This is a genomic window from Paenibacillus sp. YN15 (genome assembly GCF_003285005.1).
Taxonomy (GTDB): Bacteria; Bacillota; Bacilli; order Paenibacillales; family NBRC-103111; genus Paenibacillus_AR.
This window is the reverse complement of sequence record NZ_QMFA01000019.1, coordinates 20,550-42,903: the sequence shown is the minus strand read 5'-3', so window position 1 is coordinate 42,903 and position 22,354 is coordinate 20,550. Positions and strand designations below refer to the sequence as shown.

Below are 22,354 nucleotides of genomic sequence, written 5' to 3'. Positions count from 1 at the left end.
GTGCGAGCTGTACAAAATAGTGCAACCTCTGTCGGACGCCGGGGCAAGAATGTGCCATTGCCGGAAGGGCGGCAGGGTTGATACGCTATAGATGTACAGCCGGCAGGTCGTTGGCTGGCCTGGCCGGACAAAGCTTATTCACAGGAGGAATTCCCGCATGACGACAGAAACCCGAATTTGTTCCCCGCTGGCCACCCTGGACATTCAAGCCGCAGGACCCCGCTGCAAGCTTCTGCTGGGCGACTTAAACGGCGACGGCCGGATGGAGCTTCTGCTGGTTCAGCCGGACAACCGCCAGGATGTCCGCTACATTCCCCATCAGGTGCAATGCCTGACCGCTTATGATCTCACCGGCAAGCTGCTGTGGCAAACCGGCAAGCCGGACCCGGGGGCGGGCAGCCAAGGCTCCGATTACCCGGCCCAAATTTATGACATCGACGGAGACGGCAAGCTGGAGGTTCTCTGTGTGATGGACGGACGGTTCCATATTCTTGACGGTGCTACGGGAGCGGTGAAGGCGGTTCATGAGCTGCCGGGGGCGGAGGCCCATGACTGCATCATTATCGCCAATTTGACCGGGAAGGAGCGCCCTTCGGACATTATCCTGAAGGACCGTTACCATAAGCTGTGGGCGCTGGACAATGAATTTAATCTGCTGTGGACCCACGAGGGCAATCCGGGCCATTTCCCGTGGGTGTATGACCTGAACGGAGACGGCTATGACGAAGTGATGGCCGGTTATGATCTGTTGGACCATAACGGCAAGCTCCAGTGGAGCTGCAAGGATCTGGACGACCATGCCGACTGCATCTGGGTAGGGGATGTGAACGGCGACGGCCTGCCGGAGCTGGTGGTAGGCGGCAGCGTGACAGTGATGTATGACCGGGACGGCAACGAGCTGTGGCGTTATGAGGGCTCCATCGAATCCCAGCATATCGCCCTGGGCAAGTTCTGTCCGGAGCTGCCGGGCCTGCAGGTGGCCGGGCTGGACCGGATGGTCCGCGAGGATGACGGCAAGGGTCTTAAGGGCAGAGACGCCCTGTTTCTTCTGGACTGTGAGGGCAAGGAGCTCTGGAAGGAGGACCGCAAGACGCCAGGCTGGCTGACCATTGCCGAAACTCTCTCCAATTGGGAAGTTGGGGCCCCCGACTATATTCTGGCCTTCCGCAGAGGCTGCGGCGTTTTCCCGTCCCTGTATGACGGCAATATGAATGTGGTGGCCACCTTCCCTACCGAGGGTTATGTGGTCCATGGCGATCTTTTGGGAAGCGGCAATGAGATGGCGATTGTGTACACCAATACCCAGGCAGTGGTGTATGCAAGCGCTCCTGCTGATTTGACCCGTTCGGCGGCGGCCGGAGGACCCCTTCCCCAGCCCAAGCGGCTGTACAGCTCGACCCTTTATCCCGGCGGGGAAATCATCAAATAAGGAGGCCGAGGGCGTGAGGGGCTATATTCATGAAATGGAATCCATTGCCCGCTCTAGCGGAGGCAGCACGGAACAGGTCCTGGAGACCGTTGCCAACCGCTATATCGGCGCCAATCCCCAGGAGCCGCCGGTCTACCGCGTCCATGACGGGGCGGGCTTCCGGCGGCTGGCGGACTGCCGGTATGACATGAATCTGGGGGAGCGCTGGCCGGAGATCCGGGACGGGCAGTTTGTCTACGCCTGGGGCAAGCTGTGGTGCGCCCGGGAGGGGGAGCTTCCTTTTGCGGTGAGCTGCTATGGTCCGGTGAAGGTATTTGTGAACGGCAGCAGGCAGTTTGCCTCCAATCTCAATGACGATGTGTTCCCCGACCGGCGGGCGGTGTTCCGGGCGCGGATGTTGAAGGGCTGGAACCATCTGGTGCTGGAATTTACGGCAACGGGAACCGGCTGCGGCGCTGTTTTCGGAACGGGCAGCCTGAAGGGGGCGCCCCTGCACTTCCTGTCGCCGGGTCCGGCAAGGGCCGGGCGGGAGGGCTGGATTTACAGTGCGCCCCAGGACGAGCCTTGGACGGATGCTGCGGCTGCGGAGCTGGCGGCTCTTGAGGAGGAGGGAGCAGACGGGCCGGGGTGGTTTCCCCGGCGGGAGTGGACGGCTGCGGAGCTGGCGGCCGGCAGCTTCGCCCGGATTCTCGGCGCAGAAGCGGCGCCCGGGCAAACGGCTTTTGCCTGGACCGGCCTTCGCTGCGGGCGGGCCGGAGGGGCTAAGCTGCACCTGGCCGGTACGGCCTCCGGGGCGTTTGCCCTTTACTTGGATGGCCGCGAGTTCTACCGTTCGCCGGAGAAGCAGGAGGGGGCCTTCCGGGTTCCCCTTGAGCTGGCATATGGCCGCCATCAACTTGTGGTGCGCTCCATCTGCCCCGCGGCGAAATGGGATTTCCGGCTGGAGGCCCCCGAGGCGGGCTGCGGCATCCGGCTGGAGAAGCCGTACCCGGTGGAAGGGCTGCCGGATGTCTGGCTGTATCTGGGGCCTTTTGCGCCGGAGGATGCTCCCGCAGCGGAGGATGTGGCCAGGATGGATAGTGTGTTCGGGCCGACGGGCGGCAAGCGGTTTTGGCGGGCGGATTTGCCGGAGGCTGCCGTCCGTCCGTATTTGGAGGCAGCCCTGTATGGCAGATGGAATTATCCGCTGGGCGTGACCCTTTACGGCATTCTCAAAACGGGGGAGGAACTGGAGAAGTCCCATTATGTGGACTATGCGGCGGACCATATTGAGCAATGCACTGCCCTTCACGAATATGCCCTGTGGGATACGGAGCAGTTTGGCGCGCCGGGGATCAATCACCAGCTGGCGCTGATCGACAGCCTGGACGACTGCGGCTCCTTCGGGGCGGCGATGCTGACCGCCCATGCAGCCAGACCTTTGGCCGGGGCGCGGGAGGCGGCGGAGCATATTGCCCATTACATTACCCATGTTCAGGACCGGCTTCCTGATGGCGCTTTGTACCGGGTGAAGGGGACCACGGATTTTATGATGGGCACCATGTGGTGCGATGACCTGTATATGAGCACGCCTTTTTTGGGCAAATATTATGCGCTAACCGGTGAGCTGTCCTATCTGGAGGATGCCGCCCGCCAGTTCCTGCTGTACAAGGAACGGATGTTCATTCCCGGGCAGCAGATCATGCACCATGTATTTGACCATAAGTTCGGCAAGCCCAACGGCGTGCCTTGGGGACGGGGCAACGGCTGGGTATTGTTCTCCCTCACGGAAATTCTTGAGCTGATGCCTGCGGACCATGCTCTGTACCAGCCGCTTCTGGCCTTTTTCCGGGAGCTGTGTCAGGGGTACCTGAGGCTGCAAGGGCCAAACGGGCTTTGGCATCAGGTGCTCACGGACCACAGCTCCTACCAGGAGGCGTCCTGCACCTCCATGTTCATCTACGCCTTCTCCAGAGGCATCCGTTTCGGGTGGCTGGAGGAGCCGGATGTGTATGCCGAAGCGGCTCTTCGGGCATGGGAGGCTCTGACGGAGCTGTGCATCGACAAGCAGGGCAATGTGTACGGCGTCTGCCGGGGCTCCGGCTATTCCTTCAACAAATATTATTACAAGGACCAGTTGGGCTGGCAGCTGAATGACACCCACGGCATCGGCATTGTGCTGCTGGCGGGAATCGAATGTTTGAAGCTGGCGCGCAGCAGAGGTTGTTAAGGGAGAGGGCAAAATTTGCACACCTGTGAGCAACACGTAAGACAAACGGTAATACGTGTGCTATACTGTGGATAGAATGATAAAGAGGAGCTGCTGGAACAGCTCCTCAGTGTGCACCGCTTGAAAGGCGGTCGGCAATTAACAAAGTTAAATGGACAAAAAGTAGACCATTACCTTTGCAGGGGGCGGTCTACTTTTTGTTATGGAAGGAGAGAACTAGCACGATCAATGTCGCAAATGAAATCATCAGCGCCAAAGCGTCCTTAATCTCCACGGGCATCACCTCCCTTTCGAGAGGATAGCCGACCGCCCACCAAGCCTGCACAAAGCTGATTATACCAAATTTTGATAGAACTGCATACTTCGGATCTTTTCTCGTCTGTATTTTGTGGGATAAAAGAACTACAATTCGGAACAATTTCGACAAAAAGTCCCTGGTTTTCGACCGTTCTCCAAAAATAATACGTCCAACGGCAGATTTTTTATGTTATGATATAGGGCGGGGGTGGAAATGAAAGGAGAGTTGATCGTTGACAAAGAAGAAGGGTTTGCTTATTATCCTTTGCATCTTCGGGCTTTCCGCTCTCGTCTTCAGCCAATGCATCGGTACACGGAGCAATGGCGGTGATTCCACAGCAACAGGCCTTCCCAACTCCCGTTCGGCAGCGAACGGAAGCGATTCCACGGAAGGCGGCCAGATTATCAAGGTGGCCGTCGCAATGGAGTCCAGGGAGTATGACCTGTTCTCCCGCATGGCCAAGCGGTTTTCGGATATGCATGAGGGCATTGATATCCAGATCGAGAATGTTGCCCGGCCGGAGGCGTACGAGAAGTGGAAGAAGGCCGCCCAGCTGGGAGAAGCTCCCGATCTGATGCTCTTGGACAATGATTGGGTCCAGGAGTTTGCCGCATTGGGCTTCCTGCAGCCGGTAGGCGAATTTTTCTCCACCGACCAGCAGAACGCCCGGATTGCCAAGCTCATGAATCAGGTGAAATGGAACGGCTACATATGGGGCGTGCCCAAGGATGTTGATCCGTATATCCTGGTCTGGAACAAAAAAACCGCGTCGGACAACAAGCTGTCCCGCGCGCCGGAGACAGGCGACGAGCTGCTGGCATGGAACAAGCAGCTGATGAAGCCGGAGGACGGCCGGTACGGCGTCTATCTGGACCCTCAGGACCCGTATGCCTTTATTGCGGCGGCTTCTTCTTTGACCTCGGGCTGGCTGGGGAAAGAGGAAGTGTGGACCAACGACGCCGAAGCGCAGAAGCGGCTGGAGAGTTTCCTGGCGCCCCAGGAGGAAACCTGGACAGGCAAGGCATTTCCCAAGAATTATCCGCTGCCCTCCGCAGCCTGGTCGCCCTGGGAGCTGTTGGCCAAAGGGCAAATTGCCGCCATGATCACCACCGTATCCGAGTACAAGCACCGTGCGGCCGATACCAATTTGGGAATGGCCTCCATTCCGGTGCTGATCGGCAATGACCAGAAGACGGTCTGGCTGAAGGGCAGAAGCTTTGCCGTGTCTTCCCGTTCCCCGCATACCAAGCTGCTGATGGATTGGATTAAGGAGCTTACCACGCCGGAGAGTGAAATTGAGTTTTGGAGCGAGGCTCAGATGCTGCCTGCCCAAATTCCGGCTTACAGCCTTGCCCCGCTTAAGGGGGATGAGCAGATCAAGTCGTTTGACTGGCTGATCAGCCAAGGCAGGGTGCTGCCCCTTGCTTCCGAAACCTCCAGAAGCCTGTCCGCTCTCCAAAAGGAGCTGGCCAAGCTGTGGAAAGCGGAGAACACCGTCAAGACGCTGATGGAACACGCGGACAAGTCCTGGCGTCTGGAAGACCGCAAGCCGTAACCCGAATTTATTCGCACTTGTTGATAACGAAAACACATACCTGCACACAAAAAGACCCGCGGTCATCCATTGGATTCGCGGGTTTTTCTCATTGCTTGATTTTGAGGCGCAGCACGCCGCCCTTCATGCTGACCTCCGTTACGCTGATCCCCTTCAAGAAAAGGCTTGGCGTAAAGCCCAGGTCAAATTCCTCCTCCAGGGACCGGTTGGAGGTTTCCGGAAGCACGAAGCCGCTGTACGTCAGCTGGTCCACATGGAACTGCAGCTTGTTCACCGTTTTGTTTTCGATGGTATAGTGTCCCCTGATGGAGACATCCACGCCATCCTCTTGGCCGGAGGCAAAAAGCTCGTCATTTTCGAATCGGAAGCTGATATTGCTGAACAGCGGGTTTTTGGAGCGGAAGAAGGAAGTCAGATCCTCGTCGGAGATTGCAAAGACCATGCTGCCCGTTTTAAAATCGATATCCTTGATATAAGTGCTGGCGTTTTTGCCTGTCAAAAGCTCAGGCAGGCTTTGCATGGCATCGGAGATGGAGGAGAGGTATTTGCGGAACATGGGTACGCCCTTCTCTTTCCACTCCACCGTAAAACGGTCCAGCTCCTGGCGGAGGGTTTCCCCGTCGGGGTTTGTGGCAATAACGGCTTCAATTTCCTGGGCAATAGTCGCCGCCTTTTCCCGCTGGGCAACGAAGGAAGCCTTGACCTCAGCCAGCTCCTGCCGCTCCTTCTGCAAAAGCTCTCTTGCGGCAAGCAGACCGTTGTAAGAGTCAGCGTAGGCATTCAGCGTGCGGTGGTCATTTTGCACCAGCAGATTGAAATATTCATAGATGGAAATGGCATCGGACATGGAGCGGGCCGACAGCACCAGCATCCAGACATTCACCCGTTCGCCCATATAGTAGGCGCGCAGCACCTTGCCTGCATGCTCCCGGGTTTTCTCCACATTTTCCTGGTTGGAGGCGATGCTCTGCTCCGTCTCTGCGATTTGCACGGCCAGCTTGCTGTCCTGTGCCGACAGACGGGCGATCTCCTGATCCAGCTCGGCAAGGTTCAGGCCCTTCTGAAGCAAAGCGCGGGTTTCCTCAAGAGTGGGCTCCGCAGAGCCCGGCATAGCGCCGGTCAAAGAAAGACAGAGGCATAAAACGGTTCCTATGACGCGTCGGGGCGTCCGGCAGCGAAAGATGCGTGTGAACAATCGCGGGTTGTTTCTCATAGAACGACTCCTAACTCGAAACCGGCAGGGCCGATTGGAGGGTCATCTCATTCATTCTCTCCCAAGCAGCGCGGCAGCCATTGGGAGAGTCTATCATTAACCATATCTTGCACCGCCGGAAAAAATGACAGTTTCCTCAAAAAAACATAGCGGACGGACAGGCGCGATTCACTTTTTGCCGGTCTGGGGCATCAGCAGCTTCAAGATATCGCCGAGGGATCTGGCGTTTGCAGGCGGCTCCTGCTTAAAGGCGGGAGCTCCGTTTATATCCGCAAAGGATTGCTCCAGCTTGATGGAATTTTGGGCGGATGCTCCGCCTGCTCCCGCGCCGCTGAATGCCAGCTGCAGGCTCTCGCGGCGGACATAGCCCGTCTGGTCCACGGCTACGGAGATTTCCCCCGGCGCGTGAAGAACGAAGCCTGCGGCGGCGGATTTCAGGGCTTGAACTTGCGCATCGCTTGCAATGCCTGCGGCAGACAGGCGGTCAATAAGCTCCGGAAGCCTGCCCTTGATAGCCGTCTCAAGCTCGCTTTTATTCTTCTCGGTAATTTCCAGGCGGTAAACCGGGGCTTTGCTGCCGTCGGCCAGCTCCGTTTCCTCCACAGTGGCAAACCATTTGGCATCAATATCCGCGATCAAAAGCCGGAAGGCTTCGGAAACCAGCTTGCCTGCCGCCTTCAGGCTGTCCTGGGTGAAGGGATTGGCTTGTCCGGACAAGCCGGAGAGCTCCGCCATATCCAAGGAAAAGCTCTCGTTCTGCTTGCCTAAAAGTGGCAGCTGCAGATACAATTTGTTATCCTTAAACAACAGGGGCAGGCTCAGAGGGGCGGTTGAGCCTTCGGGCGTGCTCTTCAGCTCGGCCTCCAGGCGGACCGGCTCATAGGAAGCCGCGCCGCTCCATTCCAGATTGCCCTTGGTCAGCATACCCTTGAGGGCGGAGGCAATGAGGTTTTTGCCGGTTCCCTCGGAAGGCAGCTGAATATTCATAGAGGCTTTCCCGGCGAAGGAATAAGCCGTGGCTTCACTTTGCTTCAGAAATGCCTGCTCCATGTTTTGTTTGGCCAGGTCCGGCTCTTGGGTACAGCCGGCTCCAACTGCGGCGGCAGCCAAAAGGGTGCCGAGGAGCAAGGTTTTAGTGACAGTTTTGCGCATAACGGGGATATTCTCCTTTTGCAATAAGTTATGTTCCATTATACTGGCATCCGGTTTGTTTGTCTCTATGAAACCACCCTGCAACGAAAACCGGAAGAATGGAGGAATCATGAAACTTCCAACGGACCACCAGCCTGAAGCCCCTTCGGAGCTGGAAGCGGTCATCAGGGAACGGATCAGCGCCCATCCTGCAGGCGCCATCCCCTTCAGAGATTACATGGAGCTGTGCTTGTATCACGCCGAGCTTGGTTATTATATGCAACCCGGGGAGAAAATCGGGAAAGCCGGCGATTTTTATACCGCTTCGAATATCGGCGGTGTTCTGGGAGAAGCCTTGGCTTTCTATATTGCCCGCCAAGCCCGGTCTCTAACCGGTCCGGTGGAGATCGTGGAATGGGGGGCCGGCACAGGCCGGCTGGCGGCCCAGCTTCTGGACAGCTTCCGCGAACACTTTCCGGAGCTGTATGGGCGGCTGCAATATACCGCCGTGGAAAAGAGCCCCTGGCATCAGGCAAGCCAGCGAGAAAATCTTCGCTCCCATTGGCATCTGGTCCGCCAATTGACGCCTGAAGAAGCGGCTGGGGCAGGCGGAAGCAGCGGACAAGCGGGTTGCTTTGTGCTGTCCAATGAGCTGCTGGACGCATTTCCCGTTCACCGCCTTCGGCAAAGGAAAGAGATGCTGATGGAGCTTCATGTAGGCTGGGATGAAACCAGCGGCGGCTTCCGGGAGCTTGAATGGCCATGCAGCAACCCGGCCCTCGCCGATTATCTGCGGGATTCGGGAATTGAACTGGCGGACGGGCAAACCGCGGATATTTCCCTGGAGGCAGCGGAATGGCTCGGGGAGAGGCTGCGCCAACTGGAAAGTGGAGAGCTAATTACTATCGATTATGGGGATAGGGCAGGGGAATTGTTCGGAAATCACCGTATGAACGGGACGCTTCTGTGCTATAAAAATCATTTGGCTAGCCAAAATCCGTATATTTATGCAGGTGAACAGGATATGACGGCGCATGTGGATTTCAGCGCCTGCATCCGGGCGGGGATTCATGCAGGCATTGTCGACTGGCGGCTTATGACCCAGAAGGAGTTTTTGCTGGAGAGCGGTGTGCTGGAGCGTCTTGTCTCCCACGATGGACGGGACCCGTTCAGCCCGGCCGCCAGGCGCAACCGGGCCATCAGGCAGCTTCTTTTGTCCGATGGCATGAGCGAGTTATTCAAGGTGCTGATTCAGCGGCGGCAAGGCTGATGTTCTTCTTCAAGGCTGGTTTCCCGGCAGGCAATCTTGCCGCTTCGGAAGCCGGCCTTTTTTGTAAGTTTTGCGGACTAATGATGGCGGGGGAAAAGTTCCGATGGTTGCGGACAGAGAATCCGTTATTTTTCGCATTTGACCCTTCTGCGGATTTCCGAGGACACACGATCCGTTATTTCGCTTCTGGAACAGGGGAACCCCCTGTTTTTCATACTTAACGGATTCTGTGTCCGCTCCGGAGAAAAAGAGGCGGCTTTTTGCGAAATAACGGAACCACGGTCCGCCAAATGAGGCCCATAATGCAGAGTTCAGGCGGATGCCCGCTGAGGGACCGCGCAGCAGGGAGCCAGCTTTGGAGGAACCTCGCGGAATCTCGGCTTCTATGCAGGCAGCTTCATTTTCAATGGCAGCCTCCCATAAAGGTATGTTTCTAAGAAAAAGTGTCAATACCGAATAGTATGAGAAGACTTTTGCAAGCAAATAGATTCTATGAATTCTAGTATCGGCATAACCTTAAGTATGGGATACATACCAGGCAGTTGCGGGTAGGATAGCGCCTATAAGATATGAAGCGGTTACTGGCTGCTTGAAGGAGCTCTGGAGCGCCGCAACAGGAGAATAACCTTTTTTGGGAGGTAGTAAAATGTCAGCAGTCAGACAAGATGCGTGGAGTGAAGAGGATGATCTGATTTTGGCCGAGGTGACACTCCGCCATATACGGGAAGGCGGCACGCAATTGGCCGCATTCGAGGAAGTAGGGGAGCGGATCGGGCGGACGGCTGCCGCATGCGGCTTCCGCTGGAACAGCTTTGTCCGCAAAAAATATGAGGCGGCCATTCAGATCGCCAAAAAGCAGCGGCAGCAGCGGAATCAGGCCAAGAAGCATTCCGCCGCCGGGGCAGCAACAGCGTCCGTTGCCATGCTGGATGTCCAGGACATCGGCTACACCCGGACGGAGGCGATTTCCGAGGAATCCGTATCCATCGATGCGGTCATCCGTTTCCTGCGCCAGTGGAAAACCACCTACGCCGACATGTCGCGGCAAATCCGCGCCTTGGAGAAGGAGCTGGCGGAGACCCGCGAGGAGTTGACGAATTTGCGCAGGGAGAATGAAAAGCTCAATTCCGAGGTTCATGAAGTATCCACCGATTACAGAGTGGTAAATGATGATTACAAAGCCTTGATCCAGATCATGGACCGGGCGAGGAAGCTATCGCTCCTGCAGGAAGAAGAGGAAGAGGCCAAATCCAAGTTTAAGATGGATGCCAACGGCAACTTGGAGAGAATTGAATAAATGTCCTCCCAATAAAATGTCTATCAATCAACAAGCGGCTGCCGTAACCGGGGCCGCTTTTCCCTTTCTCCTTGAAGTGCTATAGTGGGAAAAAGGATGTGAGGGCATGAACATTGAGGTTGTCGGGGGAGGCTCCTTGGGCCTGCTGCTGGCAGGCAGTCTGGCGGCCGCGGATACCGGGGCTTCACTTACCCTAGTGGTGCGGACACTCCGTCAGGCGGAGGCCATCTCCGCTTTGGGGATTACGGTCAAAGACAAGGACGGCAATCATCCCCGGACGGCAGCTGCTGCATGTCTGGATTTTGCGGCATACTCGGACGGGCAACGGCGCAGCCAGGGCGGAGCGGACTGGATTCTGCTGGCATTGAAGCAGAAGGATATCGGTCCTTCGATTATAGAAGCTATCCGGAGGCGGGCCGGGCAGCATACCCGTATATGCTGTCTCCAAAACGGCATGGGGCATTTGGAGAAGCTGCGGGCCGCAACGGGTACGGACAGGCTTTATGCCGCCGTTACAACAGAAGGGGCCATGCGGGTGTCGGATACGGAGGTTTGGCATACGGGAACGGGCAGCACGCGCATCGGGGCTGCGGAAGAGGAAGCTGATCCGTCCGGAACACATGCCGCCCTGCTGGCGGAGATTCTGGGCCATGCGGGATTGCAGGCTGTTGCTTCAGGGAATATTCAGGCAGATATATGGGACAAACTGATCATAAATACGGTCATCAACCCGCTGACCGCTTTGTTGGAGGTACGCAACGGCCGGCTGCTGGACGATGCCCACAGTATAGAGCTGATGCGGCGTTTGTTTGAGGAAGCGGAGTCTGCGGCGGCAGCGGCCGGTTACGGGAGAACGGCCGGGATTCGGTGGCAAAAGCTTGTTGAGGTGTGCCGGGCGACAGCCGGCAACAGATCCTCTATGCTGCAAGACCTGACGGGGGGGCGGCATACGGAGCTGGATTGGCTGACAGGCGCTTTACTTCGGGAAGCAGAGCGCTATGGCCTGAAGCTTCCTCATCATGAAACAGTGTACCGGCTGGTCAAGGCGAAAGAAGCGTTAAGGGCAGGCAACGAAGAAGGTATGGATATGTCGAAAATATTTTTGAGTTGAATAAAAATGCCTTAGAAATGTATAAATATGAGTTCGCACAAACTCATGGGAGCTTTTCTTAAAGCGTTTGCGCAGAAAAACAATTTTTCCCACAAGAAAATCGTAGATTTTATTAACCGGCGGTTGTATAATTGAAAAAGATTATAATTCGGCTGGCAAAGCAAAACGTTCTTTTATTGAAATGTTACTTAGTTGTGAAATTTGTGAAGGAATTGAAAAAAATGATTTACAGGTCAATAAGTTTGTGTTAAAAATAGTAACATGAAATTTGCTTCGTGTCATAAAAACTAACATGGTCAAAAATGCGCAAATTCGAAATGTTTTTGACCGGTGTACAAATGTTCATGGAATCGGGCTAATGGTGTGATGTTCGTCACTGCTGGACGGATGTCGTACCTTTACCATAAAAAAGTATTCAGTATATTCGGGAGGGTTACTATGCAAACGAAAAAGTGGTTAGCAGCCACGCTGTCCTCTGTGATGGCGCTTGGCGTTGCTGCAGGTTGCACGACAACATCTGATGAGGGTGGCAGTTCCACAGCTCCTACGGCTTCTCCTGGAGCCAGCGCGGCAGCTTCTTCTGCACCGGCCGCTGCTAAAGGCGCAGTGATCAATACCTACATCAACGGTGAAATTCCTACCATGGACCCGGGACTTGCCAAGTCCACCTCATCCAGCTGGTCCTTGGACCATGTTTTCGAAGGTCTGTTCTTCCAAGACAAAGACGGGCTGGTTCCCGGACAAGCGAAGGACGTTAAAATCAGCGAAGACGGCCTGACCTACACCTTCACCCTGAAGGACAACCTGAAGTGGTCCAACGGCGATCCGTTAACTGCAGGCGATTTCGAATACGCTTGGAAACGGGTTTTGGACCCGGCATTCGCTTCTGAATATGCATATCAAATCGGTGACTACGTGAAGGGCGGCACTGAGTACAACTCCGCTGACCCCAAGAAGCTCTCCGCTGATGAAATGAACAAACTGAGGGACGCTGTCGGAGTTAAGGCCACTGACGACAAGACTTTGGTGGTTACCCTGGTGAACCCCACTCCTTACTTCAAACAGCTGGTTTCCTTCTATACTTACTATCCGGTCAACAAGAAGGTTGTTGAAGCCAACCCCAAGTGGGCCAACGAAGCGGCAACTCTGGTCGGCAACGGCCCCTTCATGGTGAAGGAATGGAGCAAGGACCAGAAGCTGGTAGCTGTCAAGAACGAGAACTACTATGACAAGGCCAAGATCACCGCTACCCAAATCACCTGGAACAACATTACCGATGACAACACCGCATGGCAAATGTACACCACCGGCGACCTGAACGTGTACCAATCCGTAACTCCGGCCGCTATCGATACTGCCAAGAAGAACGGCGAGCTGATTGTATCTCCGAAGCTGGCTACCTACTTCTACCGCTTTAACGTAACCAAGGCTCCGATGAACAATGTCAAGATCCGCAAGGCTCTGAGCATGGCTATCCAACGCCAGCCGATCATCGACAACATCACCAAGACCGGCCAAACTCCGGCATTCGCTTTCGTTTCCCCCGGTATCATCATGGCCGGCAAGGACTTCCGTACAGGCGACGCTGCCACCAACGCCTACTTCAAGGAAGACGTGGCAGAAGCCAAGAAGCTGCTGGATGAAGGTTTGAAGGAACTGGGCCTGACCTCCTTCCCCAAGACCGAGCTGACTTACAACACCAACGAAGGCCACAAGATGATTGCTGAAGCAATCCAGGAAATGTGGAAAAAGAACCTGGGTATTGAAGTAACCCTGGCTAACGTTGAATCCAAGGTATGGCTTGACAAGCAATCCAACCTGGACTACCAAATCATGCGTACCGGCTGGATTGGCGACTACCTGGACCCGATGACCTACATCGACATGTTCGTAACCGGCGGCGGCAACAACAATACCGGCTGGAGCAACGCCAAGTACGACGAACTGGTGGCTGCGGCCAAGAAGGAACAAGACGAGACCAAGCGTATCCAACAGTTCCGCGACGCTGAGAAAATCCTGATGGATGAAATGCCGATCCTGCCGATTTACTTCTACTCCTCCGCTAATGCGATCAAGAAGGAAATCACCGGCATCTACACTCCGGCTAACCGTGAAATGAACTTCCGCTACGCTGTAACCAAATAAATATAAAAGATCGCACATGAGGTATGCCGTACGTGCAGGCATACCTCATGTTCTGATGATAGAGGCTTGGGAAGGGGTAACTAACTTTATGCGATCATTTCTTATTAAAAGAGGAGTAAACGCCGTTCTGACAATTTTGGTGATTATTACTCTGACCTTTATACTCATGCATTCCGTGCCCGGCGGACCATTCACCCAAGAAAAACCGGTGCCTCCAGCCATTCTGGAGAATTTGAATAAGTTTTATCATTTGGACGAGCCTGTCTGGAAGCAATATTTCCGTTACGTCGGTTCCCTGCTGCAGGGTGATCTTGGCCCTTCCTACAAGTCGCAGTCCCGGGATGTCAACCAAATGCTGAAGGAAGCGATGCCCGTTACCATTCAATTGGGCTTGCAAGCCTTGGTTGTAGCCGTTATCGGCGGGTTATTCCTGGGGATTACTTCCTCTTTGTACCACAACAGAATCCCGGACCGTGTTGCGACTGTGCTGGCGGTTTTCGGAACCTCTGTGCCAAGCTTTGTAATCGCTACCTTGCTTATCCAATTCTTCGCAGTACAGTTGCATTGGTTTCCGGTAGCTACATGGGCATCCATGAAACATACGGTTTTGCCAACACTCGCATTATCGGCCTCGCCTCTGGCGCAGATTACCCGGTTAATGCGTTCCAATATGCTTGAGGTTTTGAATCAGGATTACATCAAAACGGCCAAGGCAAAAGGTTTGCCTTATGTGCGTGTCGTTGTAAACCATGCCATCCGCAACGCGATTCTTCCCGTTATCACCATCCTGGGTCCGATTACGGCCCATCTGGTTACCGGTTCTTTTGTCATTGAGAAAATTTTCTCTGTGCCGGGTTCGGGTAAAATGCTGGTGGACGGCATCAATAACCGGGATTACTCCCTCATCATGGGTACTACTGTGGTGTACGGCATTGCGCTTGTCGTCATACTCTTCGTAGTAGACCTGCTGTATTCCATCATAGATCCGCGCATTAAGCTGAGGGGGTGAACCGGATGTCGATGAATATTAATGAAAATATGTTTTTGCCTGCGCCCAAGGATGAACAGGGCGAGCGCATTGTCCGGCCCAGTCTCACGTATTGGCAGGACGCCTGGCGCCGGTTGAAGAAGAACAAAGTGGCCATGTCCGCCTTGTTTGCTTTGATCGCATTGATTTTGCTGGCGGTTTTCGGGCCGATGATCCGCCCGTTCTCTTATTCCGAGCAAAGCTTCATGAATGTAAATAAGCTTCCCAACGCCACGCACTGGTTCGGCACGGATGCCCTGGGCCGCGATCTGTGGGTGCGGGTATGGTACGGCGCGCGGATCTCGCTGATCATCGCCGTTGTGGCCGCTACCATGGACTTGATTATCGGCGTTATCTATGGCGGTATTGCCGGCTACAAGGGCGGTACTACCGATAACATCATGATGCGGATCGTGGAAGTGCTTTATGCCATTCCGTACCTTCTGGTAGTTATCCTTCTGATGGTCGTTATGGAAAAAGGCTTGCTGACCATTATCGTGGCCATGACAGCCTTCGGCTGGATGGGTATGGCGCGGCTGGTCCGCGGCCAGGTGATGCAGCTGAAGGAGCAGGAGTTTATTTTGGCGGCCCGCACCTTGGGCGCCGGCAACAACCGCATTCTCTTCAAACATCTGGTGCCCAACACCTTGGGCGTTATTATCGTTAACATTACATTCTCCATTCCCGGCGCCATCTTCACTGAAGCGACCTTGAGCTTCCTGGGTCTGGGTATTCCCGCTCCCCAGGCGAGCCTTGGCACGCTGACCAGCGACGCCATCAGCAGCATTATTCAGGGACATCCGTACCAGCTGTTCTTCCCTGCTGCTGTCATTTCTCTCATCATGTTGGCCTTTAACCTGCTGGGTGACGGTCTCCGTGATGCTCTCGACCCACGGATGCGCAAATAAGCGGACACACAGGAGGTGGACCCCATGAACAAAGCAAGCAAGGACCTTATACTTGATGTTAAAGAACTCGAAGTCTCCTTCAGCACATACGCCGGCGAGGTTCAGGCGGTGCGGGGAGTGTCCTTCGATTTGCATAAAGGCGAAGCTCTCGCCATCGTAGGCGAATCCGGCTGCGGCAAGTCCGTAACCGCCCAGACGATCATGCGTCTGATTCCCATGCCTCCCGGAAAGATTAAGAAGGGGCAAATTATGTTTGACGGCGACAAGGACCTGGCCAAGCTGTCCGACAAGGACATGGAGCATATCCGCGGCTATGAAATGGGCATGATCTTCCAAGATCCCATGACGTCCTTGAACCCCACCATGACCGTAGGCAAGCAAATTGCCGAAAGCCTGGTCAAACACCAAAAGCTCTCCCACAAGGCTGCCATTGAGCAAGCCGTGGAAATGCTGAAGCTTGTAGGTATCCCCAGCCCCGAATCCCGGGTGAAGCAATATCCCCATGAGCTGTCCGGCGGTATGCGCCAGCGGGTTATGATCGCTCTTGCCCTGGCCTGCCGTCCGAAGCTGCTGATTGCGGACGAGCCTACCACTGCATTGGACGTTACCATTCAGGCGCAAATTATCGACCTGATGCAGGACCTCCAGAAGAAGCTGGGGATGTCCATTATTATCATTACCCACGATCTGGGCGTAGTTGCCAATATCGCCCAGCGGGTTGTAGTTATGTACGCCGGCAAAGTGGTGGAAGTGGGCAAGGTGGATGATGTATTCTACAACTCCAAACATCCTTATACATGGGGGCTGCTTGCTTCCATGCCCCGCCTGGACCAAAATTCCGACGAGCCGCTGATGCCCATTGACGGCACACCTCCGGACTTGTTCGCTCCCCCGGTGGGCTGCGCTTTTGCCGCCCGCTGCGCCTATGCTATGGATATTTGCAAAAAGATAGACCCGGAGCTTACCGACATCGCCAAAGGCCACGCGGCTGCCTGCTGGCTGAACCATCCGATGGCGCCTGAAGTGTCCAGGCCTGTTGCGAAGGAGGTACGCTAGGATGAAGGAAGAAATTTTGCTTGAGGTACGCAACCTTAAGAAGCACTTTAATGTCAGAAACGGCGTGCTTAAAGCGGTGGACGGCATCAACTTTGCCATCAAGCGGGGGGAAACCTTCGGTCTGGTAGGCGAATCCGGCTGCGGCAAATCCACTGCGGGACGCACCATCGTGAAGCTGTACGACGCCACGGAAGGCGAAGTACTGTTCAACGGTGAAAATATCTACAAATACAAGGGCCAAAAGCTCAAGAAGTTCAACCAGCAAATGCAAATGGTATTCCAGGACCCATACGCTTCGCTGAATCCCAGAATGACCATTGAAAACATTATCGGGGAAGGCATTGATATCCACGGCCTGGCTGCCGGCAAAGAGCGCAAGGAACAGATTTATAAGCTGCTCGATGATGTAGGCTTGAATGCCGAGCATGCCGGACGTTTTCCCCATGAGTTTTCCGGAGGCCAACGGCAGCGGATCGGGATTGCCCGGGCGCTGGCCATCCAGCCCCAGTTTATCGTAGCGGACGAGCCCATTTCCGCGCTGGACGTTTCCGTTCAGGCGCAGGTGGTAAATTTGTTCAAGAAGCTCCAGCGCGAGCGGGATCTGACCTATCTGTTTATTGCCCATGACCTGGCGATGGTGAAGCATATCTCCGACCGGATCGGCGTTATGTATCTGGGCAAAATGATGGAGATCACCACCTCCGAAAAGCTGTATTCCCATCCGCTTCACCCTTATACGGTTTCCCTTCTGTCGGCGATTCCGATTCCCGACCCCGAGGTGGAAAAGAAGCGGGAGCGCATTATCCTTCAGGGCGAGGTGCCCAGCCCCATGAATCCGCCCAGCGGCTGTCCTTTCCGGACCCGTTGCCCCAAGGCAATGGCCAAATGTGCGGAATCCATGCCGGAGATGAAGGAAGTAGAACCCGGCCACTTTACAGCCTGCCACTTGTACTAATCCTATACAAAAACCGCCGCGGCTCCCTAGGGACTCCGCAGGCGGTTTTTTTGTTATACGGGCCGAGAGCCGGGAAAGCGGGCTAATTTTCGTAACTACTCAGTTATCTGTTTGGAAAAATTGTGTTTTAAAGGGACTTAGGAGCCCTTATTGTCTGCCGCGGGCACATTCCGCTCCCAATTCCAAATTGCCGTTATCTGCTTTAGTGACAACATCTCCGATGGAAGGTAGGGCTTTTTGGGCGCCATCCTGCCGGTGATCCAGCATCTACCAATGCTATAATGGCAAAAGTGCAGTTATTTTTGGCCACGAGTCCACTTTTTCGCTCCGATCATGCAAAAGTGCAGTTATTTTCGTTTAAAACCGCCAAAAAACTGAAATCTGCGTGAAATAGATGTACTTTTGCATTATGGTCCTCCGTTCCAGTAGCTAACTCGTGAAATAGATGTACTTTTGCATGATGACCCTCCGTTCCAGTAGCTAACTCGTGAAATAAATGTACTTTTACACGTTGAGCATTCTATATTATTCCATATTTCCGACGACCCATTCACTACCTACATAGGCTTACGCCGCGGCGTTCAACACAGTTGGGGGTGTTACGGACATAGCTGAGTAGTTACTAATTTTCACTCCAATTGGCACCCAATCTCAATTTATAAACGGTAGGTCAAAAAATGAATTCCACAATTATCAAATTATGATTCCTCCTTTCGGAGGTGTCGGTATACGAAGGGTCGGGGGTTTGTTAATGTTTGGGATGCAAGTGAAAGCCAAAGCGGGGTAAATTCCAAACAAACAGATCGGAGGAAAGGAAATGGCGAAATTTTGCAAGCGGTTATACGCGATTATCTGTGTTGTGGCCTTGCTGGCTGCATTGTTCGGACAAGCGGGAGTGGCGGGCGCAGCTCCTGCGGACCCGTATGAGCAGATGATCGAGCGTTGGAGTGATTATCTGACAGGAGGCAGCCAATTCGAGATCACGAGCCGGACATCCGTGCCGCCATCGACAAGCTGACCTTAAATGCCCAATCCTTGTGGAGCACCATGGTCAAAACAGCGGAGAGGACCACACTGTGGGCCGGGCTGGAAGGCACAAGCAATCCGGCGCAAATCTCCACGACCTATGGGAATCTCAAGGCGATGACGTTGGCCTACAAGGTCAAAGGTTCGTCCTTGCAGGGCAATGAGGCCCTTAAGAACGACATCATCAACGGGCTGGATTGGATGTATCACAACCGTTACAATCCGTCGATAGCAACCTATGGAAATTGGTGGGAATGGGAAATCGGAACCCCGCTTCAATTAAATGATATCGTCACCCTGCTGTACCATGACCTGACGCCTGGGGAAATAGGGAATAATTGGCCACATTTCTTACAGGGCAAGGATTCCGGCGGTCAGGAGCTGAAGGTTTATTTGAATATGTCATTTGTGTTTGATCCCGAGCGGCGTGAATTTATGGATATGCAAATTATCGGCACCCGCAGCTGCTATCCGCCGGGACCGGCGAAAATGCCCGACCTGACGGACTGCGTGTTTACCTCCGGCATCGTGCTGCGGGAGGACGGGAAAGTGGATCTGTACAGCGGCTTGGGAGATTGCGAAACAGGCCGGATTACAATCGACTACCCGTTTGCCGGCCATGGGCTGCTTGTTTAGCCCGTCTGCCGAATCTGAATAGCTGAAATACTCCAAAGAAGCATGGCTTGCGCACTGCTTCTTTTTTGTGTCATTCGGGGATTGGTTTTGTGTTTGAGCATTTGTACAAACCCCGGCTTTGCGTTAAGATAAAAGCTGGACATGAGAGGAGGCCGGAGCATCTTGCAACTGGTAGAAGCGGTACGGAGCAAAAGCCAGCCGCTGGCAGAGGATTATTGCCGGCATTTTGAAAAGGTGGCAGAGCGATTCGATTATCATCCTTGGCAGGAGGGCGAGTGGGAGCGGCGGGCAGACTGGCTTGCCTCCACCCGGCTGGAGAGAGCGCCTCGGGGCGGTTTGATCGATGTGCTGACAGCATACAATCTCAAGCAAGGAAACGACCATGAGGCCGTGCGCCATTCCCTTGCGCTATTGGCGCAGGAGGAGACGCTGGTGGTTACAGGCGGCCAGCAGGCGGGATTGTTTACGGGGCCGCTCCTGGTGATTTATAAAGCGGTATCGGTGATCCGTCTGGCCCGGGAGGCTTCGGCCAAGCTGGGAAAGCCGGTTGTCCCGGTATTCTGGATTGCCGGAGAGGACCATGATTTCGACGAGGTGAACCATTGGTATGCTTTGACCGGACAGCTTGCGGTAGAGCGGTTCCGGCTGGAGCATCCCACCGGGAAGCGGGAGGCGGTCAGCCGTCTTGCTTTTGAATCCTGGGCCGACGCGCTGGCGAAGATGGAGGAATGGCTGCAGGATAGCGACTTCAAGCCCGAGCTGATGGCCCGGCTGCGGGAATATGCGGATTCCTCCCGGACGCTGACGGATTATTTTGCCCGGATTATGGGTTGGCTGTTCGGGGCCCATGGCCTGGTGCTGCTGGATTCGGATGACCCGGCGCTGCGCCGTTTGGAGAGCCCCATGTTCCAGCGGCTGCTGGCGGACTGCGAGGAGCTGAACCGGTGCGTTCTGACCGGAAGCGCTGTGGTAGCGGAGCTGGGGTATACGCCCCAAGCGGACCAAACACCCGGCCAGGCCAATCTGTTCTTCTACAATGACGAAGGGGAGCGGACGCTGCTGTACCGGGACGGGGACAGCTTTGCCAACCGGAAGCGGACCTTCAGGATAGAGCGGGCGGAGCTGGAGCGCCTTGCCCGGGAGGAGCCCTGGCGGTTCAGCAATAATGTGATGACCCGGCCAATGATGCAGGATTATCTGCTGCCAGTGCTGGCGGTGGTGCTGGGGCCGGGGGAAATCGCCTATTGGGCCTTGACCCGGGAGGCTTTCCACAGAATGGGGCTGCGGCTGCCGCTCATTATGCCCCGTCTGGAGTTTACTTTAATTGAAGGAACAGTACATAAGAACATGGAGAAATTCGGCCTCACCTATGACGCCGTCATGGACCGGTTCGATGATTTCCGTGAGGAGTGGCTGATGGACCAGGGCCAATATGAGGTGGAGGAGCTGTTTTCGGAAACCCGCAGACGGTTTCTGGAGCTGTACCGGCCGGTATTGGAAACGGTAGCCAGCCTGAACCCTGGTTTGGCCAAGCTAGGGGAAACCAATAGGCAAAAAATTGTGGAGCAGATCGACTATCTCCGCAACCGGGCCGCCGATTCCCTGCAAAGCAAATTTTCCAGCGGCTTGCGGCAGCTGGACCGCATCCATCTGAGCCTGAATCCGCTGTCCAAGCCGCAGGAAAGAGTGTATAATGTGTTTGCTTATTTAAACCGGTACGGAAGCGGCTGGATCGACCAGTTGATTGCCGCGCCCTATGACAATGACGGCAAACACCGGCTGATGTTTTTTTAATACAACCAATTCAATTTTAGGAGGCATTCCAATGACTTTGCAAAACAAAAGCATCATTGCCGATCCGGCGCTGGCTCCGGAAGGGCATTTGAAAATTGACTGGGTGGATGCCCACATGCCGGTACTGAACAAGATCAAGGAGCAGTTCCAGAAGGAGCAGCCCTTTAAAGGGCTGAAGGTGGCCATCTCCCTCCACTTGGAGGCCAAAACCGCCTATCTGGCCAAGGTGGTGCAGGCCGGCGGGGCCGATGTGACCATCACCGGCAGCAATCCCCTGTCCACCCAGGATGATGTCTGCGCGGCATTGGTGGAGGACGGCGTGCGGGTATATGCCAAGTACAATCCCACCCCCGAGGAATACAAGGCCCTCCTGATCAAAACCCTGGAGGAGAAGCCCGACCTGATCATTGACGACGGCGGGGATCTGGTGACCATCCTCCACAGCGAACGCCAGGATCTGCTGGCTCAGGTGCGGGGCGGGGCAGAGGAGACCACAACAGGCATTCTCCGGCTGAAGTCTCTGGAGAAGGAGGGCAAGCTGAAGTTTCCCATGGTTGCCGTAAACGATGCCTTCTGCAAATATCTCTTTGACAACCGCTATGGGACCGGCCAGTCCGTATGGGACGGCATTAACCGCACCACCAATCTGGTGGTGGCAGGCAAAACCGTTGTGGTGGTCGGTTACGGCTGGTGCGGCAAGGGTGTGGCCATGCGGGCCAAGGGTTTGGGCGCCAAGGTAATTGTCACCGAAGTGGATGCCATCAAGGCCATCGAAGCGTACATGGACGGCTTCCAGGTGATGCCGATGCTGGAGGCGGCCAAGGAAGGGGACTTCTTCGTCACCGTCACCGGCAACCGGGATGTCATCCGCGGCGAGCATTATGCCGTTATGAAGGACGGCGCCATTCTGTCCAATGCCGGGCACTTCGATGTGGAAGTGAACAAGCCGGAGCTGGAGGCCTTGTCTGTCTCCAAGCGCACCGTCCGCAAGAATATCGAGGAATACAAGCTGAAGGACGGACGCAGCATCTACCTGCTGGCCGAAGGCCGGCTGGTGAATCTGGCTGCAGGCGACGGCCACCCGGCGGAAATTATGGATATGACCTTCGCCCTTCAAGCGCTGTCGCTGAAATATGTCAATGACCAGTACGAGAGCATCGGCAACAAGGTGGTCAATGTGCCTTACGAGCTGGATGAGCAGGTGGCCCGCTACAAGCTGGCTTCCATGGGCCTTGCCATCGACGCCCTGACCGAGGAGCAAAAGACCTATCTTGAAGGCTGGTCGGAGCATTAA

18 protein-coding genes are annotated in these 22,354 nt (G+C 55.1%); 15 read left to right on the top strand and 3 right to left on the bottom strand.

The window, feature by feature from the left end:
* Window positions 1-157: 157 nt before the first annotated feature.
* Window positions 158-1,429 (top strand): FG-GAP-like repeat-containing protein, encoded by a 1,272-nt coding sequence (locus tag DQG13_RS16200; RefSeq protein ID WP_113020829.1) that lies wholly within the window; start codon window positions 158-160, stop codon window positions 1,427-1,429.
* 13 nt (window positions 1,430-1,442) lie between these two features.
* Window positions 1,443-3,638, top strand: a complete 2,196-nt coding sequence (locus tag DQG13_RS16195; RefSeq protein WP_309472241.1) for a glycoside hydrolase family 88/105 protein — start codon at window positions 1,443-1,445, stop codon at window positions 3,636-3,638.
* Window positions 3,639-3,828: 190 nt separating this feature from the next.
* Here DQG13_RS16195 and DQG13_RS31875 read toward each other — a convergent pair whose 3' ends face one another.
* A complete protein-coding gene (locus DQG13_RS31875) occupies window positions 3,829-3,918 on the bottom strand; it encodes a putative holin-like toxin (protein ID WP_220094389.1) in 90 nt (29 codons plus the stop codon).
* 250 nt (window positions 3,919-4,168) lie between these two features.
* Here DQG13_RS31875 and DQG13_RS16185 point away from each other — a divergent pair, with 250 nt between their 5' ends.
* The gene (locus DQG13_RS16185; protein WP_113020827.1) at window positions 4,169-5,491 is read left to right on the top strand and encodes a sugar ABC transporter substrate-binding protein; all 1,323 of its coding nucleotides are present in this window, start codon (window positions 4,169-4,171) and stop codon (window positions 5,489-5,491) included.
* Between the two features lie 88 nt (window positions 5,492-5,579).
* Here the strand turns inward: DQG13_RS16185 and DQG13_RS16180 are convergent, their stop codons facing one another.
* Window positions 5,580-6,560: a hypothetical protein gene (locus DQG13_RS16180; RefSeq protein WP_146767163.1), complete on the bottom strand. Its 981-nt coding sequence runs from the start codon at window positions 6,558-6,560 to the stop codon at window positions 5,580-5,582.
* 312 nt (window positions 6,561-6,872) lie between these two features.
* The gene (locus DQG13_RS16175; protein ID WP_113020825.1) at window positions 6,873-7,856 is read right to left on the bottom strand and encodes a hypothetical protein; all 984 of its coding nucleotides are present in this window, start codon (window positions 7,854-7,856) and stop codon (window positions 6,873-6,875) included.
* Between the two features lie 109 nt (window positions 7,857-7,965).
* Here DQG13_RS16175 and DQG13_RS16170 point away from each other — a divergent pair, with 109 nt between their 5' ends.
* The 12 genes from DQG13_RS16170 to DQG13_RS16110 all read left to right on the top strand — a co-directional run bounded on the left by DQG13_RS16170 (window position 7,966) and on the right by DQG13_RS16110 (window position 22,354).
* Window positions 7,966-9,105, top strand: coding sequence for a class I SAM-dependent methyltransferase (locus DQG13_RS16170; protein ID WP_113020824.1), 1,140 nt, complete (start codon window positions 7,966-7,968; stop codon window positions 9,103-9,105).
* 646 nt (window positions 9,106-9,751) lie between these two features.
* Window positions 9,752-10,402 (top strand): RsfA family transcriptional regulator, encoded by a 651-nt coding sequence (locus DQG13_RS16160; protein ID WP_113020822.1) that lies wholly within the window; start codon window positions 9,752-9,754, stop codon window positions 10,400-10,402.
* A gap of 106 nt (window positions 10,403-10,508) precedes the next feature.
* Complete coding sequence (locus DQG13_RS16155; protein WP_113020821.1) at window positions 10,509-11,513, top strand: ketopantoate reductase family protein; 1,005 nt, start codon at window positions 10,509-10,511, stop codon at window positions 11,511-11,513.
* 438 nt (window positions 11,514-11,951) lie between these two features.
* Window positions 11,952-13,658, top strand: a complete 1,707-nt coding sequence (locus tag DQG13_RS16150) for a peptide ABC transporter substrate-binding protein (RefSeq protein WP_181592786.1) — start codon at window positions 11,952-11,954, stop codon at window positions 13,656-13,658.
* Window positions 13,659-13,746: 88 nt separating this feature from the next.
* Window positions 13,747-14,667: an ABC transporter permease gene (locus tag DQG13_RS16145; protein WP_113020819.1), complete on the top strand. Its 921-nt coding sequence runs from the start codon at window positions 13,747-13,749 to the stop codon at window positions 14,665-14,667.
* A gap of 5 nt (window positions 14,668-14,672) precedes the next feature.
* Complete coding sequence (locus tag DQG13_RS16140) at window positions 14,673-15,593, top strand: ABC transporter permease (RefSeq protein WP_113020818.1); 921 nt, start codon at window positions 14,673-14,675, stop codon at window positions 15,591-15,593.
* Between the two features lie 24 nt (window positions 15,594-15,617).
* Window positions 15,618-16,649: an ABC transporter ATP-binding protein gene (locus DQG13_RS16135; protein WP_113020817.1), complete on the top strand. Its 1,032-nt coding sequence runs from the start codon at window positions 15,618-15,620 to the stop codon at window positions 16,647-16,649.
* Between the two features lies 1 nt (window position 16,650).
* On the top strand, window positions 16,651-17,604 hold the full coding sequence (locus DQG13_RS16130) for an ABC transporter ATP-binding protein (protein WP_113020816.1): 954 nt from the start codon (window positions 16,651-16,653) through the stop codon (window positions 17,602-17,604).
* An 817-nt stretch (window positions 17,605-18,421) separates the two neighbouring features.
* Window positions 18,422-18,622: a hypothetical protein gene (locus DQG13_RS16125; RefSeq protein WP_113020815.1), complete on the top strand. Its 201-nt coding sequence runs from the start codon at window positions 18,422-18,424 to the stop codon at window positions 18,620-18,622.
* A gap of 29 nt (window positions 18,623-18,651) precedes the next feature.
* Window positions 18,652-19,266: a DUF1861 family protein gene (locus DQG13_RS16120; RefSeq protein WP_113020814.1), complete on the top strand. Its 615-nt coding sequence runs from the start codon at window positions 18,652-18,654 to the stop codon at window positions 19,264-19,266.
* 162 nt (window positions 19,267-19,428) lie between these two features.
* Window positions 19,429-21,060 carry a bacillithiol biosynthesis cysteine-adding enzyme BshC gene (bshC, locus tag DQG13_RS16115; protein WP_258525700.1) on the top strand — a complete coding sequence of 544 codons (1,632 nt, stop codon included), beginning with the start codon at window positions 19,429-19,431 and terminating at the stop codon, window positions 21,058-21,060.
* Window positions 21,061-21,091: 31 nt separating this feature from the next.
* Window positions 21,092-22,354: an adenosylhomocysteinase gene (locus DQG13_RS16110; RefSeq protein ID WP_113020812.1), complete on the top strand. Its 1,263-nt coding sequence runs from the start codon at window positions 21,092-21,094 to the stop codon at window positions 22,352-22,354.

Coding starts and splice junctions, on each gene's coding strand:
- DQG13_RS16200 (WP_113020829.1), top strand. CDS start 158: ATGACGACAGAAACCCGAATTTGTTCCCCGCTGGCCACCCTGGACATT.
- DQG13_RS31875 (WP_220094389.1), bottom strand. CDS start 3,918: ATGCCCGTGGAGATTAAGGACGCTTTGGCGCTGATGATTTCATTTGCG.
- DQG13_RS16175 (WP_113020825.1), bottom strand. CDS start 7,856: ATGCGCAAAACTGTCACTAAAACCTTGCTCCTCGGCACCCTTTTGGCT.
- DQG13_RS16170 (WP_113020824.1), top strand. CDS start 7,966: ATGAAACTTCCAACGGACCACCAGCCTGAAGCCCCTTCGGAGCTGGAA.
- DQG13_RS16160 (WP_113020822.1), top strand. CDS start 9,752: ATGTCAGCAGTCAGACAAGATGCGTGGAGTGAAGAGGATGATCTGATT.
- DQG13_RS16155 (WP_113020821.1), top strand. CDS start 10,509: ATGAACATTGAGGTTGTCGGGGGAGGCTCCTTGGGCCTGCTGCTGGCA.
- DQG13_RS16150 (WP_181592786.1), top strand. CDS start 11,952: ATGCAAACGAAAAAGTGGTTAGCAGCCACGCTGTCCTCTGTGATGGCG.
- DQG13_RS16145 (WP_113020819.1), top strand. CDS start 13,747: ATGCGATCATTTCTTATTAAAAGAGGAGTAAACGCCGTTCTGACAATT.
- DQG13_RS16140 (WP_113020818.1), top strand. CDS start 14,673: ATGTCGATGAATATTAATGAAAATATGTTTTTGCCTGCGCCCAAGGAT.
- DQG13_RS16135 (WP_113020817.1), top strand. CDS start 15,618: ATGAACAAAGCAAGCAAGGACCTTATACTTGATGTTAAAGAACTCGAA.
- DQG13_RS16130 (WP_113020816.1), top strand. CDS start 16,651: ATGAAGGAAGAAATTTTGCTTGAGGTACGCAACCTTAAGAAGCACTTT.
- DQG13_RS16125 (WP_113020815.1), top strand. CDS start 18,422: ATGGCGAAATTTTGCAAGCGGTTATACGCGATTATCTGTGTTGTGGCC.
- DQG13_RS16120 (WP_113020814.1), top strand. CDS start 18,652: ATGGTCAAAACAGCGGAGAGGACCACACTGTGGGCCGGGCTGGAAGGC.
- DQG13_RS16110 (WP_113020812.1), top strand. CDS start 21,092: ATGACTTTGCAAAACAAAAGCATCATTGCCGATCCGGCGCTGGCTCCG.